Consider the following 18,044-nt stretch of genomic DNA (forward strand, 5'->3'; position numbering starts at 1 on the left):
ATGATCGCAAAACCCACGCCCCCACGCCGTCCCCGCTGGCGCAGCCTGGCCCTGCTGGCCCTGTGCCTGGTCCCGCTACTGTGGCCACTGCATCACCTGGCCGAACGTTATTACCAGCAAGAGCTGGCCTCGCAGAACCGTCAGACCCTCGACCTGTACGTGGCCAACCTGCTCGGAACCCTGCACCGCTACGAAACCTTGCCGCAGATCCTCGGCGACCTGCCGGCGCTGCGTAGCGTGCTGGCCGACCCGTTGCGCCTGGAGGCGGTGACCAACGCCAACCGCCTGCTCAAAGGCATCGTCGAGCAGACCGGCGCCGAAGTGATGTACCTGATGGACGTCAGCGGCAATACCCTGGCCGCCTCCAACTGGGACAAACGCGACAGCTTCGTCGGCCGCAACTTCGCCTTCCGCCCCTACTTCAATGAAGCCATGGCCGGCCGCCTGGGGCGCTTCTTCGGCCAGGGCACCACATCGGCCAAGCGCGGCTACTTCTTCGCCGCCGCGGTACGTGACCGTGAGCGGATCGTTGGCGTGCTGGTGGTCAAGGTCGACCTCGATCACACCGAAACGCTGTGGGGCCGTACCCCCGAGCAACTGCTGCTGACAGACCACAACGGCGTGGTCATCCTCACCTCACGGCCGGACTGGCGCTTCCGCGCCACGCGCCCGCTGAGCGAGGCCGAGCGCCAGGCCATCATCGCCATCCAGCCCTACCCGACCCAGGCCCCGCAACCGCTGGTGCTCAACCCGGATGCGTGGATCACCCAGACCCGCGAGATCAAGGAAACCGGCTGGCAGGTGAGCATTCTTGCCCCGCGCATGCTGGTCGACCGCTCGGCGCAAACGGTGATGGCCATCGGTGCCGGCACCTTGCTGGTGCTGGTGCTGCTGGCCGGCCTGGTGATGCAACGGCGCCGCCACTACATCGACCGTATCGACTTCGAGGCCCGTGGCCGGCAGGAACTGGAAAAACGCGTGGCCGAGCGCACCGCCGACCTTGAAGGCCTGAACACCCGCCTCAAGCGTGCCGTGCTGGAGCGCGAGAACGCCCAGCAGGAGGCGGTGCGCGCCCAGGACGAACTGGTGCAGGCCGGCAAGCTCTCGGTGCTCGGCACCATGTCGGCCAGCATCAGCCACGAACTCAACCAGCCGCTGGCGGCCATCCGCAGCTACGCGGAAAACGCCGAGATCCTGCTCGACCACCAGCGCATCGAAGATGCCCGCGGCAACCTCAAGCTGATCGGCGAGCTGACCGGGCGCATGGCCTCGATCATCGCTCACTTGCGCGCCTTCGCCCGTCGTGACCGCCACGCCCCGGAGAGCGTGGCCCTGCAGCCGGCCCTGGACGATGCCCTCGCGCTGCTGGCCAAGCGTCGGCGCGCCATGGCCGTGGAGCTGATTCGCGACCTGCCGGAAGCCACCTTGTGGGTACAGGCCGGCGAGACCCGACTGCGCCAGGTGCTCGGCAACCTGTTGGCCAATGCCCTCGACGCCCTGACCGAAAAGGCCAACCCCCGTCGCCTGTGGCTAAGTGCCGAACAGCGCGACGACTGCGTCTACCTGTACATTCGCGACAACGGCCCCGGCTTCAGCCGCCAGGCCCTGGAGCACGCCAAGGAGCCATTCTTCACCACCAAGACCCGCACCCAGGGCCTTGGCCTGGGCCTGGCCATCTGCGAAAGCCTGATGCGAACCCTGGGCGGTGAACTGCTGCTGGCCAACCACCCGGAAGGGGGCGCACTGCTGACCTTGCAGCTGCGTGTGGCCGCGCCTGGCGCTACCTTGCCCAATTCGGAGGACCCCTCGGCATGACCACCGAGACATTCATCGACAGCCAAGCCCAGGTCATCCTGGTCGACGACGATCCGCACCTGCGCCAGGCCCTGAGCCAGACCCTGGACCTGGCCGGGCTCAAGGTGGTCGCGCTGGCCGATGCCCAGGGCCTGGCCGAGCGCATCGAAGCCGACTGGCCTGGGGTGGTGGTCAGCGACATCCGCATGCCCGGTATCGATGGCTTGCAGTTGCTGGAACAGCTGCATGGCCGCGACAACGAACTGCCGGTGCTGCTGATCACCGGCCACGGCGACGTGCCGCTGGCGGTGCAGGCGATGCGCGCCGGTGCCTACGACTTCCTGGAAAAGCCCTTTGCCAGCGACGCGCTGCTCGACAGCGTGCGCCGCGCCTTGGCCCTGCGCCGCCTGGTGCTGGACAACCGCAGCCTGCGCCTGGCCCTGAGCGACCGCCAGCAACTGGCCACCCGCCTGGTGGGCCAGTCCCCGGCCATGCAGCGCCTGCGCGAGCAGATCGGCGCCCTGGCTGGCACCCGCGCCGACGTGCTGATCCTGGGCGAGACCGGCGCGGGCAAGGAGGTAGTGGCTCGCGCCCTGCACGACCTGTCCAGCCGCCGCGATGGCCCGTTCGTGGCGATCAATGCCGGCGCCCTGGCCGAGTCGGTGGTCGAAAGCGAGCTGTTCGGCCATGAGCCCGGTGCCTTCACCGGTGCGCAGAAGCGCCGTATCGGCAAGTTCGAATTTGCCAACGGCGGCACGCTGTTCCTCGACGAGATCGAGAGCATGAGCCTGGACGTGCAGGTGAAACTGCTGCGCCTGCTGCAGGAACGGGTGGTCGAACGCCTGGGTGGCAACCAGCTGATCCCGCTGGACATCCGCATCATCGCCGCGACCAAGGAAGACCTGCGCCAGTCCGCGGACCAAGGGCGCTTCCGCGCCGACCTGTATTACCGCCTGAACGTGGCGCCGCTACGTATTCCCCCGCTGCGCGAACGCGGCGATGACATTCTGGTACTGTTCCAGCACTTCGCCGATGCCGCCAGCCAGCGCCACGGCCTGCCCCCGCATAGCCTGCAGCCGGCCCAGCGCGCCATGCTGCTGCGCCACGACTGGCCGGGTAATGTGCGCGAACTGCAGAACGCCGCCGAACGTTTCGCCCTCGGCCTGGAACTGGCCCTGGATGGCCAGGCACCGCCTGCCGCGAAACCCGCGGCGCCCATGCTGGGCGGCAACCTCAGCGAGCAGGTCGAGCAGTTCGAGCGCTCGCTGATCGCCGCCGAACTGGCCCAGCCACACAGCTCCATGCGCAGCCTGGCCGAAGCGCTGGGCATCCCCCGCAAGACCCTGCACGACAAGTTGCGCAAGCATGGCTTGAGCTTTGACGGTGGCAGCGGCGGGCATGACGATCTCGAGGACCACCGTTGATGAATAGCGATAGCCAGTACCTACAGGCCGTGCTGCACGGCGACATCCCGCTCACCCGCGAAATGGGCCTGGAAGTGCTCGACTGGCAGCAGCGAACCCTGCGCCTGCAATTGCCATTGGCGGCCAACGTCAACCACAAGAGCACCATGTTCGGTGGCAGCCTGTACTGCGCGGCCGTATTGGTGGGCTGGGGCTGGCTGCACCTGCGCCTGCGCGAGCTGGGTATCGATGACGGGCACATCGTCATCCAGGAAGGGCAGATCAGTTACCCCTTGCCGGTTACCGGGGCGGCCGTGGCACGTTGCGCAGCACCGGACGAGAAAACCTGGGAACGCTTCGTCACGCTGTACCAGCGGCGCGGGCGGGCACGGCTTACGCTGGAGACCACGGTGAGCAACGCCGGTTGTGATGAGCCGGCGGTAAGATTCAGCGGGCAGTACGTCCTGCACCGCTGAAACCCTGCAGGTGCGACCTTGTGCGGCGGTCAGATCAGGCTCAGGAAAGCCTGCCGCCAGTGCGCATTGGCCGGCAACGCCAGGAAGTGCGGGTTGAGCAACGACTCCCGTGGCGGGTAGCGGAACGGCAGGCCATCCAGCCCGATCACCTCACCCCCGGCGCCTTCCACCACCCCCTGGGCCGCCGCCGTGTCCCACTGCGAAGTCGGCGCCAGGCGCGGATAGCAATCGGCGCTACCTTCCGCCAACAGGCAGAACTTCAATGAACTGCCGATGTTGGCCAGCTCCAGCTCACCCAGCGCAGCGCCCAGCCCGGCCAACAGCGCTTCCTGCTCGGGGCTGGAATGCCGACGGCTGGCGACCACGGTAAAGCGCTCCCCCAGCGGCGGTGCATTGCGTACCTGGATTGGCTCAGCGGCTTCCCCGGCTTGCGCACGCCAGGCGCCCAGCCCACGGCCACCGAAGTAGCAGCGCCGGTTGGTTGGCATCGAGACCACACCAAACACCACCTCGCCGTTTTCCACCAGGGCAATGTTGACGGTGAATTCCTCGCTACCGGCAATGAACTCCTTGGTGCCATCCAGCGGGTCGACCAGCCACCAGCGCTGCCAGCGCTGGCGCTCGGCCAAGGGGATATTGCAGTCTTCTTCGGACAGCAGCGGAATCTGCGGCGCCAGCGCCAGCAGGCCATCGGCGAGCACCCGGTGCGCCGCCAGGTCGGCGGCGGTCACCGGCGAATCGTCAGCCTTGCTGGTCACGGCCACATCGGAACGCCAGAACGGCAGGATCGCCTCGCCGGCCTTCAGCGCCAGCTTGACCACTTCGTGCATCAGTTGCAGGTCGTTCATGCTTCCAGCAGCCCCCGCTGGATCAGCAGGTCACGGGCCAGGTACAGCGCTGCCAGGGCACGGCCTTCGGTGAACTGCGGGTGCATGGCCAAGGCCGACAGCTCGCGCAGGTTGACCTTGTCGACCCGCATCGGCTCCGGCTCGTCGCCCTCCAGGCGCTCCTCGTACAGGTCGCTGGCCAGCACCACCTGGATCTTCTGGCTCATGTAGCCGGGCGACAGCGACAGCTCGGTCAGGTGCTCCAGTTGGCGCGCACCGAAACCGGCCTCTTCCTTGAGCTCCCGGTCGGCGGCCGCCAGCACGTCCTCGCCCGGCTCGATCAGGCCCTTGGGCAACGACAGCTCATATTCATCGGTGCCGCCACAGTATTCTTCCACCAGCACGGCGTGCTCGGCGTCGAGCATGGCCACGATCATTACCGCGCCGTAGCCATTGCCGCGCCCCACCAGGCGCTCGTAGGTGCGCTCGTTGCCGTTGCTGAAACGCAATTGCACGGCTTCGACGCGAAACAGGCGGCTGCTGGCGACGATTTCGCGGCTGAGGACAGTGGGTTTCTGGCGCATGGGGCGGCTCCTTGGCGTGAACGGGTTACTATACCGTGGCTTGCCGACTGAACGAGAATTTCCCATGCCTGTTCTTCCCTGGTCTGCCATCGATACGGTCCTGCTGGACATGGACGGCACCCTGCTCGACCTGCATTACGACAACCGCTTCTGGCTGGACCATCTGCCCCAGCGCTATGCCGAGCTGCACGGGGTGAGCCGAGCCATGGCGGAAATGGAACTGCAGCCGCTGTTCGAGCGTAACGCCGGTACGCTGAACTGGTATTGCCTGGACTTCTGGAGCCGCGAACTGCGCCTGCCGATTCGCGAGCTGAAACGGGAAATCGCCGACCTGATCGCCCTGCGCCCGGATGCCGACACGTTCCTGGCGGCCATTCGTCAGGCCGGCAAGCGCGTGGTGATGATCACCAATGCGCACCGGGATTCCCTGTCGCTGAAGCTGGAGCGGGTGGAGCTGGCGCCGTATTTCGAGCGGCTGATCAGCTCGCATGATTATGGCTACCCGAAGGAGAGCCCGCAGTTCTGGGATGCCTTGCAGGCGGATATCGGCTTTGCGCCGGAACGCAGCCTGTTCATTGATGACACCCTGGCTATCCTGCGCAGTGCGCGGCGCTTTGGCGTGGGGCATCTGCTGGCGGTACGCCAGCCCGATAGCCAGGCGGGGCCACGGGATACCGAAGAGTTTGCCGCAGTCGAGGATTACCGGGAGCTGCTGGCAGGCCTGTGAGGGCCTCTTCGCAGGTATGCCCGCGAAGAGGCCGCTACCGGCTGTAGAGCTCAGTCAGGAATACGCAGCACCTGCCCCGGGTAAATCTTGTCCGGGTGCTTGAGCATCGGTTTGTTGGCCTCGAAGATCTTCTGGTACTTGTTGGGGTCGCCGTACACCTTCTTCGAAATCGCACTCAGCGTGTCGCCCTTTTCCACGGTCACGAACTTCGCCGCCTGGGCCACCGGCCCGGTCACGGTGATCTGGTCTTCCACACTGGCCACACCGCTGATGTTGCCTGCCGCCAGGATGATCTTTTCCTTTTCCTCCTGGCTGGCTACCTCGCCCTTGAGGATGATCTTGTCGCCCTCGACCGTGGCACTGATGTTCGGGTTACCCAGGCCGACACTCTCCACGTGCTTCTTCAGCTGTTCTTCGGCATTGGCATTCCCCGGGGTCAGCAGATCGATCAACTTTTCCCCTGCTTCTTTCACGAAACTGAACAGACTCATGACACTCTCCTTGTTGACGTGAAACCGTTGGACAGTGAAGTCTAGGCGAAACTCCGCCGACCATGCCTGCGTACCCCATCGACGCGCTCTATCAAGGCATAGACCCTAGCGATTAGACGCCGCCGGCCCGCACGCCTAGGCTTGTGCTATCAGAAAGCTGCCGATAGCTCCGGTGAACAGCCCGCCCCGATGAAAAGCAAGCCTCCGCTCTGCGCGGCCTCGCCCTTGTCCATGCCCGCAGCCAGCAACACCTACGATTACGTCCAGCTCAACGACGCCAGACGCGACAGCACCCCCCTGGCCGAAGAAGTGGCCCTGGCCATCGCCTACAACGGCCTGAACCAGGCGGTGATGCTGGTCAGCCCCACCGACCTGGAAGACTTCGCGGTCGGCTTCAGTGTTGGCAGCGGCATTGTCGAAGGCACTGCGGAAATCTACGACTTGAAGCTCTCCGGCAGTGGCTCGGCGATGTATGCCGACCTGGAGATTTCCAGCCGTGCGTTCTGGAACCTGAAAAACCAGCGCCGCCAGCTGGCCGGTACCAGTGGTTGCGGCTTGTGCGGCGTCGAAGCGCTGGAGCAGGCATTGCCAGAGCTGGCCGAGCTGCCTGGTGCCCCCTTGCCGCCCGCGCACTGGCTGGCCGGGCTGCGTGAACGCATCGATGCCTTCCAGCCCCTTGGCCAGCACTGCGGCGCGGTACATGCGGCGCTGTTCATGGATCGCCACGGCGAATTGCTGCTCGGCCGCGAAGACATTGGCCGGCACAACGCCCTCGACAAGCTGATTGGCGCCCTGTTGCGTCAGGGCATCGACAGTCACGGTGGCCTGGCCATCGTCACCAGCCGCTGCAGCCTCGAGCTGATCCAGAAGGTGCTGCGTGCCGGTATCCAGACGCTGGTCAGCCTGTCAGCGCCGACCGGGCTTGCCCTGCAATGGGCACGCAAGCACAACCTCAACCTCATCCATCTGCCCAAGCACAGCGCACCGCGGGTCTACAGCCCCGTGGCGGAGTCGTAACAGTCGTGACCTCGTACCAGCACATCCCGGAAAACGCCCCAGCCTCCCCTCCTCGCTACAAGCCCTACCACGGCCCCGCCGGTGGCTGGGGTGCGTTGCGCAGCGTGGCCAAGGCCTGGGTCGGCAGCGACAACGCGCTGAAGAACATTCGCGCGCTGCTCAAGACCAACCAGAACGGCGGTTTCGACTGCCCCGGCTGCGCCTGGGGCGACTCGCCGGAAAGCGGTATGGTCAAGTTCTGCGAGAACGGCGCCAAGGCGGTGAACTGGGAAGCGACCAAGCGCCGCGTCGATGCAGCCTTCTTTGCCCGCTACAGCGTCACTTCGCTGCTGGGCCAGAGCGACTATTGGCTCGAATATCAGGGGCGCCTGACCGAACCGATGGTCTACGACGCCCCCAGTGACCGCTACCTGCCGATCAGCTGGGATGCCGCCTTCGCCATGATCGGGCGCGAACTGAACAAGCTGGCCAGCCCTGACCAGGCCGAGTTCTACACTTCGGGCCGCGCCAGCAACGAAGCGGCCTACCTGTACCAGCTGTTCGTGCGCGCCTACGGCACCAACAACTTCCCCGACTGTTCGAACATGTGCCACGAAGCCAGTGGTGTGGCCCTGGCGCAAAGCATCGGGGTGGGCAAGGGCACCGTCACCTTCGACGACTTCGAACACGCCGATGCGATCTTCGTCTGGGGCCAGAACCCGGGCACCAACCACCCGCGCATGCTCGACCCGCTGCGCGACGCGGTGAAGCGCGGTGCCCAGGTGGTGTGCGTCAACCCGCTCAAGGAACGTGGCCTGGAGCGCTTCCAGCACCCCCAGCACCCGCTGGAAATGCTGACCAACAGCGACCGCCCGACCAACACTGCGTACTTCCGCCCAGCCTTGGGCGGCGATATGGCGATGCTGCGCGGCATGGCCAAGTTCATGCTGCAGTGGGAGCGCGAAGCCCAGGCCAAGGGCGAACCGGCAGTGTTCGACCACGCCTTCATCGCCGAGCATGGCCAGGGTGTCGACGATTACCTGGCGGTGGTGGACGCTACCCCGTGGCCACACATCCAGGCGCAGTCCGGCCTGTCCCTGGCCGATATCGAACTGGCTGCACGCATGTATTGCCGTGGCAAACGGGTAATCATGTGCTGGGCAATGGGCATTACCCAGCACCGCCACTCGGTGCCGACCATTCAGGAAATCGTCAACCTGCAGCTGTTGCGCGGCAATATCGGCGTGCCAGGCGCGGGCCTGTGCCCGGTGCGTGGCCATAGCAACGTGCAGGGTGACCGCACCATGGGCATCAACGAGCGCCCCCCAGCGGCGCTGCTCGATGCCCTGGAAAAGCGCTTTGGCTTCCCCGTACCACGGCACCATGGCCACAACACCGTCGAGGCGATCCACGCCATGCTCGACGGCAGGGCCAAGGTATTCATCGGCCTGGGCGGCAACTTCGCCCAGGCGACGCCAGACACCGAACGCACTGCCCAGGCGCTGCGCAACTGCGAACTGACCGTGCACATCAGCACCAAGCTCAACCGCAGCCACCTGGTGCATGGCAAGCAGGCGCTGATCCTGCCGTGCCTGGGGCGGACCGACATCGACCTGCAGGCCGATGGGCCACAGGCGGTGACCGTGGAGGACTCGTTCAGCATGGTCCACGCATCCAATGGCCAGCTGAAACCGCTGTCACCGCAGATGCGCTCGGAGCCGGCGGTTGTCGCCGGCATCGCCGCCGCGACCCTGGGCAAGACCCCCGTGGACTGGCATTGGCTGGTGGCCGATTACGACCGCATCCGCGACCTGATTGGCGATACCATTGCCGGCTTCAGCGGTTTCAACCAGCGCCTGCGCCAGCCGGGCGGTTTCTACCTGGGCAACAGCGCCGCCAGCCGCGAGTGGAAAACCAGTACCCGCAGGGCCAACTTCAAGGCCAACCTGCTGCCCGACACCCTGCTCGACGCGCGTGTACGCGCCAGTGGCCAACTGCCCGACCTGATCCTGCAATCGATGCGCTCGCACGATCAGTACAACACCACCATCTACGGCCTGGACGACCGCTACCGCGGTGTGCGCGGCCAGCGCGAAGTGTTGTTCGCCAACGAAGCCGATATCCTCCGCCTGGGCTTCCAGCCAGGGCAGAAGGTCGACATCGTGTCGTTGTGGGGTGATGGACATGTGCGCCGGGTGCGGGGCTTCACCCTGCTGGTCTTCGACATCCCGGCCGGGCAGGCGGCGGCGTATTACCCAGAGGTGAACCCGCTGGTGCCGCTGGAGAGCGTTGGTGATGGCAGCTACACCCCGACCTCGAAGTTCATTGCCATCAAGCTGGAGCGGGCGCAGGGCGACGGGCGAATCGTCTAAACTGCGCCGGCCTGTTCACGGCCAAAACCGCCTGTACAGGTGCAGCGTCAAGTCCAAGCCGTGTGTGCAGGAGCGGATTTATCCGCGAAACAGGCGACGCCATGGCTGGGCACCGACTGTGCCGGGGATCACGGCTGAAGCCCTTACAGGGAAAATTACAGAGCCTGAGACGTGGTGTTTGTGTGGGATCGGCTATAACCGCAAAGAGGCCAGGAGCCCCACCGCCAAAAATGAAAAAAGCCCTGTTCCAGTGCGGTTCAGGGCTTCGTCATAAAAGTCTCAGACAGCGAAAAATAGATAAAGTTTCACTGTAAATACAGCAACTTAGAGAATTGTGTACAACTCGTGTTACTCGTCGGATTTCCATTGCAAGGCGGGCTTGTTAGCCTCAAATTCGCCTCGTCATCCCTATGAGGCTCTCTTGATGAAGAAGTACTCCTCGATATTGTTGTTGTCTTTCAGCTTGCTCAGCGGCGTTGCCATGGCAGGCGGCACCACCGAAGCCGGCATTGGCGGCGCATTGGGTGGGGTACTGGGCTCTGTCGTGGGCAACTCCATCGGCGGTAGCACAGGCGGCGCCATTGGTGCGGGTCTGGGCGGCGCAGCGGGTGGCGCCCTGGGCGCCGACAAACGCCAGCGTGGCGAGGCCGCAATCGGCGGCGCGCTGGGCGCGGCAGGTGGTAACGTGGTCGGTCGCTCGGTAGGCGGCACTACCGGTAGCTACATTGGCGCAGCAGCCGGCGGTGGTGCCGGTGGCGCACTGGGTAACTACCTGGGCAAGGAAGCCGACGAAGATGATTACCACGATGGCCGCCGCTACCGTCGTGGCTATGATGACGACCGCCGTCACTGGGACCGTGGCCACCACTACGGTCACCGCAAGCACAAGCGCCACTGGCGCGACTAATGCCTGGGGGCCCTGCCCCGGCAACAAAAGCCCCGCCCCTGCCAGCGGGGCTTTTTCATGCCTGCAGTTCGAGCATGACGCCGGACAGGATCACCTGCAGCGTCTCTGGCAGCGTTACAGGCCGGCCGCTGGCGCGTTCGATGAACACCTGCACCACCGTCCCTGCCGCACAGGCCTCCGGCTCGCCCGGACGGAACAGCGCCAGGCGGTACTCCACCGTACTGCCAGCCAGGCGCGCCACTCCCAACCCGACTTCCAGTACATCCGGAAAGCCCGGCAACGCATAGAAATCCGCTGCGGAACTGACCACGAAGGCTGCCAGCTCGCCGGCGCGCAGGTCCAGTTCGGCCTGTTCGACGAGGAACCCCTGGATTGCGGTTTCGAAGAAGCCGTGCACGGTGGCACCGGCGATGTGGCCGTTGACGTCGTTGTCCTGAGGACGGGTGAGGATGGGGTGGAAATGGGAGAAGGCAGTGCGCTGGGGGGATTCGGTCATCTGGCTGGCTCTTGTCTTCGCGATGGATGCTGACAGTGAAACAGAAAAACCCGATTTCCGCTGCTGGTGCTGACCCTTTGTAGAGGCGTTTGCCAGCCGGGAGTAACAAAAAAGCCGCCCCGAGGGGCGGCGTTTCGTTGCAACCGGCTGCAGCTTACAGCTGCGGACCAGCAGCCTTGATGGCGTCGGATACGTCGAACTTCTTGAAGTTCTCGATGAACAGCTTGGCCAGGCCCTTGGCAGCCTCGTCGTAGGCAGCCTTGTCAGCCCAGTTGGTGCGCGGGTTGAGCAGTTCGGTTTCAACGCCCGGAACAGCCTTCGGCACGTCCAGGTTGATGATGTCCAGGTGCTCGGTTTCGGCACCGACCAGCGCGCCGCTCTGGATCGCAGCGATCACGGCACGGGTGGTCGGGATGCTGAAGCGCTTGCCAACACCGTAGCCACCACCGGTCCAGCCGGTATTGACCAGGTAGACCTTGGAGTTGAAGCCGTTGATACGCTTGATCAGCAGCTCAGCGTACTCGCCAGCCGGGCGCGGGAAGAACGGTGCACCGAAGCAAGTCGAGAAGGTCGACTTGATGCCGCCGCCCGAACCCATTTCAGTGGAGCCGACCAGCGCGGTGTAGCCGGACAGGAAGTGGTAGGCCGCCTGCTCGTTGTTCAGGATCGACACCGGCGGCAGAACACCGGTCAGGTCGCAGGTCAGGAAGATGACTGCGTTCGGTTCGCCACCCAGGTTCGCTTCGGAACGCTTGGCAACGTGCTCCAGCGGGTAGGCCGCACGGCTGTTCTGGGTCAGGCTGACGTCGGTGTAGTCGGCGTGCTTGTTGGCGTCGAGCACGACGTTTTCCAACACTGCACCGTGCTTGATGGCTTTCCAGATGACCGGCTCGTTCTTCTCGGACAGGTCGATGCACTTGGCGTAGCAACCACCTTCCATGTTGAACACCACGCCCTCGCCCCAGCCGTGCTCGTCGTCACCGATCAGGTAACGGCTTTCGTCAGCCGACAGGGTGGTCTTGCCGGTGCCGGACAGGCCGAAGAACAGGGTCACGTCGCCGGCTTCGCCGATGTTGGCAGCGCAGTGCATCGGCAGCACGTCGGCAGCCGGCAGCAGGAAGTTCTGCACCGAGAACATGGCTTTCTTCATTTCGCCGGCGTAGCGCATGCCAGCGATCAGCACCTTCTTCTGGGCGAAGTTGATGATCACGCAACCGTCGGAGTTGGTACCGTCACGCTCAGGCTCGCAGACAAAGTTGGCGACGTTGAGGATCTGCCACTCGCCGCGGCCAGCCGGGTTGTACTGCTCCGGGTTGATGAACAGGCAACGACCGAACAGGTTCTGCCAGGCAGTCTGGGTGGTCATCTTCACCGGCAGGTAGTGCTCGGCAGCCGCCCCTACGTGTACGTAGGAAACGAAGTGATCCTGGGCGTTGTTGAACGCCTCGACGCGGTCCCACAGGGCATCGAACTTGTCGGCCGGGAACTTGCGGTTGATCGGGCCCCAGGCAATGGCGTCCTGGGTGGAAGGTTCTTCGACGATGAAACGGTCAGCCGGCGAACGGCCAGTACGGTGACCAGTCTCCACGACCAGTGCGCCAGTATCGGCTAGTACGCCTTCACCGCGTTGCAGCGCTTCTTTTACCAGCTCATCGACGCTCAGGTCGGTGTACACGGTGTTGTTGGCTTGCGTCATGAGATACCCCATCCGGCCCGAGGCCGAGTGCTCCAAACGTTTTGTAGTTGTCTCGAAAAAACTACTACAGCGAAAAAAGTGGCCGGATTATGCCAGAAACGCCCAAAAAAAGTAGGCCCCTCCTGTCAGAACTGCGCTTTTGCGCAATTCGACAGGAGATTGTCCTGTAGTTAAACGTTTCAGTGACGAGTTTCTGAGGCCGTGTCCGTACCGCCACCGGCAAACAATTGCGCCACGTCACTGGCGTCGAAGAAATAGCGCTCGTTGCAGAACTGGCAATCGATCTCGACCTGCCCGCCGCACTCTTCCACCAACGCCTTGGCGTCTTGCTCGCCCAGACTGACCAGCGCATTGCCGGAACGTTCACGAGAGCAGCTGCAATTGAAGCGCAGCGGCTGGATGTCGAACAGGCGCACGGCATCTTCGTGGTACAGGCGGTGCAGCAGGGTTTCGTTGTCCAGCGCCCATTCCTCGGCCTTCAGCGTCGTGGCCAGGGCGACCACGTGCTGCCAGCTTTCTTCGCGCTCTTCGTCGTCGGGCTGGCGATCGCGCGGCAGTTGCTGCAGCAACAGGCCACGGGCCTTGCCGCCTTCGGCATGCAGCCAGAAACGGGTATTGAGCTGTTGCGACTGCACGAAGTAATTGGTGAAGCACTCCGACAGGCTGGCGCCATCGAGTTCGACAGTGCCTTGGTAGCGCTGGCCCTTGACCGGGTCGATGGTCAGGGTCAGGTGGCCGTCAGGCATCAGCTGCGACAGGGTCGCAGCGGCCGGGATCTGGTCCGCTTCGTAGCGGGCCATGCCGCGGATATCGCGGTCACCGGAGCACTCGACCATCAGCAGCGGGATCGGCCCCACCGAACGTGCCTGCAGAACCAGCAGGCCATCGAACTTCAGCGCCCCCACCAACAAGGCAGTGGCGGCCATCAGCTCACCGAGCAGAGCCTGCACTGGCTGCGGGTATTCATGACGCGCCAGCACCGCGGCGTAGCTGTCATCGAGAGACACCCACTCGCCGCGCACGTCGCGCTCGTCGAAGATGAAACGTTGGGTGAAATCGGTATCAGGCAAGTCGCTCATAGGTTTTGGCTATCTGAAAAATAATGACAAAATGGTTACAAGGGTTGTCGAAAAGCAAGCGAGAACCCCGTTATAGAGCGCTGCAGAGGCGCTCAGCTTCCTGTTTGCAATAGAGGTATTTTATGGACAATCCACCACTGTTCCAAGCAAGGTGGTCGTTCGGGCCATTGGCAGCCTGCACGCTGCTTCCCATTGTTCTACTGTGTTTCTGGTTATGGCCCGTTGGCCAGATCCTGTGTCTGACTTTCGACGAATGGCTGTTCCGCAGCCTGAATGCACCGCTGGCCGACAATGCCACCTGGCGCTACATCTGGACGGTCGGCAGCCTGCGTCCGTTCGACATCGTCGTTGGCCTGATCCTGCTGGCAGTGCTGATTCGTGGCGACTGGGTATTCAAGGCAGCGCAGGTTCGCCAGGCCTTTTTCGGCTTTCTGGTCACGCTGATCCTCTTAGTGGTGATTCGCGCGCTGTTTTCCAAGTGGGTAAACGCAATGGGCTGGCAACACGATAGCCCCTCGATGGTATTCGACAATGTCGTGCACCTGAGCGATTACTATCCGAACCTGGAAAAGGCCTGGGAACTGAAGGACCGCTCCAGCAACAGTTTCCCCGGCGACCACGCCTCGGTGCTGTTGATCTGGGCGCTGTTCATGAGCGTGTTCAGCCGGCGCCTGGTGCAGTACCTGGTGATCTGGGGGCTGGCGCTGCTGTTCATGCTGCCGCGCCTGGTAGCCGGTGCCCACTGGGGGCAGGACGACTACATTGGCGGGCTGCTGATGGCGCTGCTGGCGTTGGGCTGGAGTTGCTACACACCGCTGGCGGCCAAAGGCAGCGCATTGCTGCTGCGCTGGACGGGGCCGTTGTTCTCGATCGCGGGCAAGCTACCGTTGGTCGGGCGCCTGGCGATTATCCGCTAGAGCCCTTGGGGCCGCAAAGCGGCCCCTTTCAATCGAAACTGCCATGCAACTGGTGAATCTGCCGCCGCTGCTTCTTGGTCGGTCGGCCGTCGGTCGTCACCCCCATGGCCCCTGCCTTGCGCATCTCCGCCGCCTGCTCACGCCGACGCACACTTTCTTCGGTCTCCTCGTACAGGGTCTGCGCCTCCGGCGCCCCACGCCGTACCACCGACAGCGCCTTCACCACCACCGTGCGCTCGTCGAACCCGGTGCGCAGCACGAACTCGTCGCCAACCCGCGGCTCCTTGCCCGGTTTGCAGCGCTCGCCCCGGCAATGCACCTTGCCGCTCTCGATCGCTGCCTTGGCCAGGGCGCGGGTTTTGTAGAAGCGTGCCGCCCACAGCCATTTGTCCAGGCGGACCTTGTCGTCGTCTTCGGCTTTTTGTGCCATCCCGTTACCTCGAACGCTGTATTTCATCGAACTGTACTACCGTAACGAGCGGATGCAAAAAATCCCCGCCGTGCTTACAGTTCACCACCTCATCCGCAGGGTGCGCTTCGTGAAGACATTTGACCATCTGACTGTGATCGGCTTGCGCGAGTGGGTAGCCCTGCCCGACCTTGGCGTGGCCGGATTGCGCGCCAAGATCGACACCGGTGCCAGCACCTCCAGCCTGCATGCCACCGAAATCGAACCGTTCGAGCGCGACGGCCAACCCTGGGTGCGCTTCACCGCACACCTGGGCTCGGTGGTGCAATTGCGCCACCGCCGCTGCGAAGCGCCGCTGGTGACCATGAAGACCATCAAGAGCTCCAACGGCCAGGCCCAGACCCGCTATGTCATCCGCACGTCACTGGCGCTGGGTGATGGTGTGTGGCAAGTGGAGTTCACCCTGGCCTGCCGCAAGAACATGCGCTACCGCCTGTTGCTGGGCTCCAAGGCGCTGATCCACGGCCAGCTGGTGGTCAACCCCGGGCTGAAATACGTACAAGACAAACCGGCCTTCCCGGCCACCCTTTCTCCTGTCACAGGTGCTGCATGAAGATCGCTGTGCTGTCGCGCAATCCGCGTCTGTATTCCACCCGCCGCCTGGTCGAAGCCGGAACCCAGCGGGGCCACGAAATGGTGGTGATCGATACCCTGCGGGCCTACATGAACATTGCCAGCCACAAGCCGCAGATCCACTATCGCGGCAAGCCGCTGGAAGGTTTCGATGCAGTGATCCCGCGCATCGGCGCCTCGGTGACCTTCTATGGCTGCGCAGTGCTGCGCCAGTTCGAGATGATGGGCGTGTATCCGCTCAACGAGTCGGTGGCGATTGCCCGCTCGCGGGACAAGCTGCGCTCACTGCAGCTGCTGTCGCGGCGTGGCATCGGCCTGCCGATTACCGGCTTCGCCCACTCGCCGGACGATATCCCCGACCTGATCCAGATGGTCAACGGTGCCCCGCTGGTGATCAAGGTGCTGGAAGGTACCCAGGGTATCGGCGTGGTGCTGTGCGAAACCACCAAGGCGGCCGAGTCGGTGATCGAGGCGTTCATGGGCTTGAAGCAGAACATCATGGTGCAGGAATACATCAAGGAGGCTGGCGGTGCGGACATCCGCTGCTTCGTGGTCGGCGACAAGGTCATCGCCTCGATGAAACGCCAGGCCAAGCCCGGCGAGTTCCGCTCCAACCTGCACCGTGGCGGGGTGGCCAGCCTGATCAAGATCACCCCGGAAGAACGCATGACCGCCATTCGCGCGGCCAAGGTGATGGGCTTGAGCGTGGCAGGTGTGGATATCCTGCGTTCCAACCATGGGCCGCTGGTGATGGAGGTGAACTCGTCGCCGGGGCTGGAGGGCATCGAGGTGACCACCGGCAAGAACGTGGCGGCGATGATCATCGAGCATCTGGAAAAGAATGGCGGGCCTAATCAGACCCGGACCAAGGGCAAGGGATGAGATGCTGGGGCTGCCCTGCAGCCCCGATAGTCACACGGCATTACGCGGCAGCAACAGCCCCAATGGCAACCTTACCCGGGCCTCGATCCCGCCCCCGGAGCGGTTGCGCAGCTCCACATTGCCGCCATGCTGCGCCGCGATGCGCTTGACGATCGCCAGCCCCAGCCCGGTGCCCTTGCCGCCGCGTGCCCGGTCGCCGCGAATGAACGGGTTGAAGATGGTTTCCAGCTCCGACTCGTCGATCCCGGTGCCGCGGTCCAGCACGCTCAGCACCACGTATGGCGCGCTCTCGTCGCCCGACACATAGGCCGCCACCTCAACCCCCTTGCCGGCATGGTGCAAGGCATTGCCGATCAGGTTGCCCAGCATGCGCTTGAGCGAAACCCGCCGCAGCGGGAACGGCGGAATCGGCTCCAGGCACAGGCGCACACGTTCTTCCGGCTGGTTGTAAGGCGCCACCACCTCGCGCACCAGGTCGGCCAGGTCGACCTCTTCGAGCGGTTCGTCACGGCCATCGCGAATGAAGGCCAGGAACTGATCGAGGATCGCATCCATGTCCTCGATGTCACGGACCATGTCATCACTGAGCTCGCTGTCGCTGTTCAACAATGACAGCGACAGGCGCAGGCGCGTCAGCGGTGTGCGCAGGTCGTGGGAAACTCCGGCAAGCATCAGCTCGCGCTCGCGCCCGGCCTGCTCGACATCCTCGGCCATCTGGTTGAAGGCCTTGTACACCTCGGTCATCTCGCTGGGCGTATCGCTGATCGGCAGGCGCACGCTGCGCCCCTGGCCGAGCAGGCGAGCGGCGAATACCAGGCGCTTGAGCGGCTGGTTCAACTGGCGCACGAAGATCCACGCCGAGGCGGTGGACAGCAGGCCAATGGCCAGGAACCAGCCCAGCACGTTCCAGATCTTCTGCCCCCGCAGCGGGTGCGGGTACAGCGGCACTTTCAGCCAACCAGGGCCCAGGCTGGGTGCGTTGACCCACAACGCCGGTGGCGCGTGAATACGCAGGCGTACCTCGGTGTCATCGCCCAGCTCGGCCTGCATCTGCCGCTGATAGATCTCACTGTAGGGCCAGTGCTGTTCGCCTTCGGGCACTCCCGAGCCGGTAACCCGGATAAGGCCTGCCGCTTCGGCGATCCTGTCGCGGTTTTCTTCGTCGGCGGCCCAGTAGGCTCGCAAGGTCAGCGCGACCCCGTGGCTGTACTGACGGTCGACCAGCACGTCCTCGTTCATCAACAGGTAGACCAGGGTCAGCGCCTTGGAGAACAGGACGACGATCAGCACCAGCCACAGCGTGCGGGCGAAGAAGCTTTGCGGAAACCACAGCGGTGTCTTCATCAATGACGAGG

The 18,044-nt window shown here is 64.1% G+C and carries 18 protein-coding genes; 10 read left to right on the top strand and 8 right to left on the bottom strand.

The annotated features are described in order from the left end of the window. Genes ACLEJP_RS07250 through ACLEJP_RS07260 form a run of 3 tightly spaced genes read left to right on the top strand, consistent with a single transcriptional unit; the run spans position 1 to position 3,673 of the window. On the top strand, positions 1-1,815 hold the full coding sequence (locus ACLEJP_RS07250; RefSeq protein ID WP_440805143.1) for a sensor histidine kinase: 1,815 nt from the start codon (positions 1-3) through the stop codon (positions 1,813-1,815). After that, positions 1,812-3,218: a sigma-54-dependent transcriptional regulator gene (locus tag ACLEJP_RS07255; RefSeq protein ID WP_440805144.1), complete on the top strand. Its 1,407-nt coding sequence runs from the start codon at positions 1,812-1,814 to the stop codon at positions 3,216-3,218. Before ACLEJP_RS07250 ends, ACLEJP_RS07255 begins: the two co-directional genes overlap by 4 nt. Then, positions 3,218-3,673, top strand: a complete 456-nt coding sequence (locus ACLEJP_RS07260) for a thioesterase domain-containing protein (protein ID WP_440805146.1) — start codon at positions 3,218-3,220, stop codon at positions 3,671-3,673. The genes ACLEJP_RS07255 and ACLEJP_RS07260 overlap by 1 nt, the downstream gene beginning before the upstream one ends. Positions 3,674-3,702: 29 nt before the next feature. Here ACLEJP_RS07260 and cysQ read toward each other — a convergent pair whose 3' ends face one another. Both cysQ and nudE read right to left on the bottom strand, forming a co-directional pair. After that, entirely contained in the window at positions 3,703-4,521 is an 819-nt protein-coding gene (cysQ, locus tag ACLEJP_RS07265; RefSeq protein WP_440805147.1) for a 3'(2'),5'-bisphosphate nucleotidase CysQ, read from the bottom strand. Next, entirely contained in the window at positions 4,518-5,084 is a 567-nt protein-coding gene (gene nudE / locus ACLEJP_RS07270) for an ADP compounds hydrolase NudE (protein WP_015268611.1), read from the bottom strand. Before nudE ends, cysQ begins: the two co-directional genes overlap by 4 nt. A 64-nt stretch (positions 5,085-5,148) precedes the next feature. Between nudE and yrfG the strand changes: the two genes are divergently transcribed. Continuing rightward, the gene (gene yrfG, locus ACLEJP_RS07275) at positions 5,149-5,811 is read left to right on the top strand and encodes a GMP/IMP nucleotidase (RefSeq protein WP_170027829.1); all 663 of its coding nucleotides are present in this window, start codon (positions 5,149-5,151) and stop codon (positions 5,809-5,811) included. Between the two features lie 50 nt (positions 5,812-5,861). On the opposite strand, the gene lysM is transcribed toward yrfG, so the two are convergent. Then, positions 5,862-6,302, bottom strand: coding sequence for a peptidoglycan-binding protein LysM (gene lysM, locus ACLEJP_RS07280; RefSeq protein WP_440805149.1), 441 nt, complete (start codon positions 6,300-6,302; stop codon positions 5,862-5,864). Positions 6,303-6,491: 189 nt separating this feature from the next. On the opposite strand from lysM, the gene fdhD reads away from it, so the two are divergent. The 3 genes from fdhD to ACLEJP_RS07295 all read left to right on the top strand — a co-directional run bounded on the left by fdhD (position 6,492) and on the right by ACLEJP_RS07295 (position 10,577). Continuing rightward, on the top strand, positions 6,492-7,319 hold the full coding sequence (fdhD, locus tag ACLEJP_RS07285) for a formate dehydrogenase accessory sulfurtransferase FdhD (protein ID WP_225780023.1): 828 nt from the start codon (positions 6,492-6,494) through the stop codon (positions 7,317-7,319). 5 nt (positions 7,320-7,324) lie between these two features. Next, positions 7,325-9,670, top strand: coding sequence for an FdhF/YdeP family oxidoreductase (locus ACLEJP_RS07290; RefSeq protein ID WP_440805150.1), 2,346 nt, complete (start codon positions 7,325-7,327; stop codon positions 9,668-9,670). Between the two features lie 424 nt (positions 9,671-10,094). Next, complete coding sequence (locus tag ACLEJP_RS07295) at positions 10,095-10,577, top strand: glycine zipper domain-containing protein (protein ID WP_225780021.1); 483 nt, start codon at positions 10,095-10,097, stop codon at positions 10,575-10,577. A gap of 55 nt (positions 10,578-10,632) precedes the next feature. Here ACLEJP_RS07295 and ACLEJP_RS07300 read toward each other — a convergent pair whose 3' ends face one another. The 3 genes from ACLEJP_RS07300 to hslO form a co-directional block, all read right to left on the bottom strand. Beyond that, positions 10,633-11,073 carry an acyl-CoA thioesterase gene (locus ACLEJP_RS07300; RefSeq protein ID WP_440805152.1) on the bottom strand — a complete coding sequence of 147 codons (441 nt, stop codon included), beginning with the start codon at positions 11,071-11,073 and terminating at the stop codon, positions 10,633-10,635. Between the two features lie 154 nt (positions 11,074-11,227). Continuing rightward, positions 11,228-12,769, bottom strand: a complete 1,542-nt coding sequence (locus tag ACLEJP_RS07305) for a phosphoenolpyruvate carboxykinase (RefSeq protein WP_170027823.1) — start codon at positions 12,767-12,769, stop codon at positions 11,228-11,230. A 179-nt stretch (positions 12,770-12,948) separates the two neighbouring features. After that, positions 12,949-13,848: an Hsp33 family molecular chaperone HslO gene (gene hslO / locus ACLEJP_RS07310; RefSeq protein ID WP_440805154.1), complete on the bottom strand. Its 900-nt coding sequence runs from the start codon at positions 13,846-13,848 to the stop codon at positions 12,949-12,951. 122 nt (positions 13,849-13,970) lie between these two features. Here hslO and ACLEJP_RS07315 point away from each other — a divergent pair, with 122 nt between their 5' ends. Continuing rightward, complete coding sequence (locus tag ACLEJP_RS07315) at positions 13,971-14,765, top strand: phosphatase PAP2 family protein (RefSeq protein ID WP_440805155.1); 795 nt, start codon at positions 13,971-13,973, stop codon at positions 14,763-14,765. Between the two features lie 28 nt (positions 14,766-14,793). Here the strand turns inward: ACLEJP_RS07315 and ACLEJP_RS07320 are convergent, their stop codons facing one another. Further along, positions 14,794-15,195, bottom strand: a complete 402-nt coding sequence (locus ACLEJP_RS07320; protein WP_016714465.1) for an RNA-binding S4 domain-containing protein — start codon at positions 15,193-15,195, stop codon at positions 14,794-14,796. Positions 15,196-15,304: 109 nt separating this feature from the next. Between ACLEJP_RS07320 and rimB the strand changes: the two genes are divergently transcribed. Then, complete coding sequence (gene rimB, locus ACLEJP_RS07325) at positions 15,305-15,787, top strand: retropepsin-like aspartic endopeptidase RimB (protein WP_440805157.1); 483 nt, start codon at positions 15,305-15,307, stop codon at positions 15,785-15,787. Then, complete coding sequence (gene rimK / locus ACLEJP_RS07330; protein ID WP_013970455.1) at positions 15,784-16,689, top strand: 30S ribosomal protein S6--L-glutamate ligase; 906 nt, start codon at positions 15,784-15,786, stop codon at positions 16,687-16,689. Before rimB ends, rimK begins: the two co-directional genes overlap by 4 nt. Positions 16,690-16,719: 30 nt before the next feature. On the opposite strand, the gene ACLEJP_RS07335 is transcribed toward rimK, so the two are convergent. Next, positions 16,720-18,033, bottom strand: coding sequence for an ATP-binding protein (locus ACLEJP_RS07335; protein ID WP_225780015.1), 1,314 nt, complete (start codon positions 18,031-18,033; stop codon positions 16,720-16,722). Between the last annotated feature and the right edge of the window lie 11 nt (positions 18,034-18,044).

The sequence above is a fragment of the Pseudomonas sp. SMV7 genome, from assembly GCF_052041995.1.
Classification (GTDB): Bacteria; Pseudomonadota; Gammaproteobacteria; order Pseudomonadales; family Pseudomonadaceae; genus Aquipseudomonas.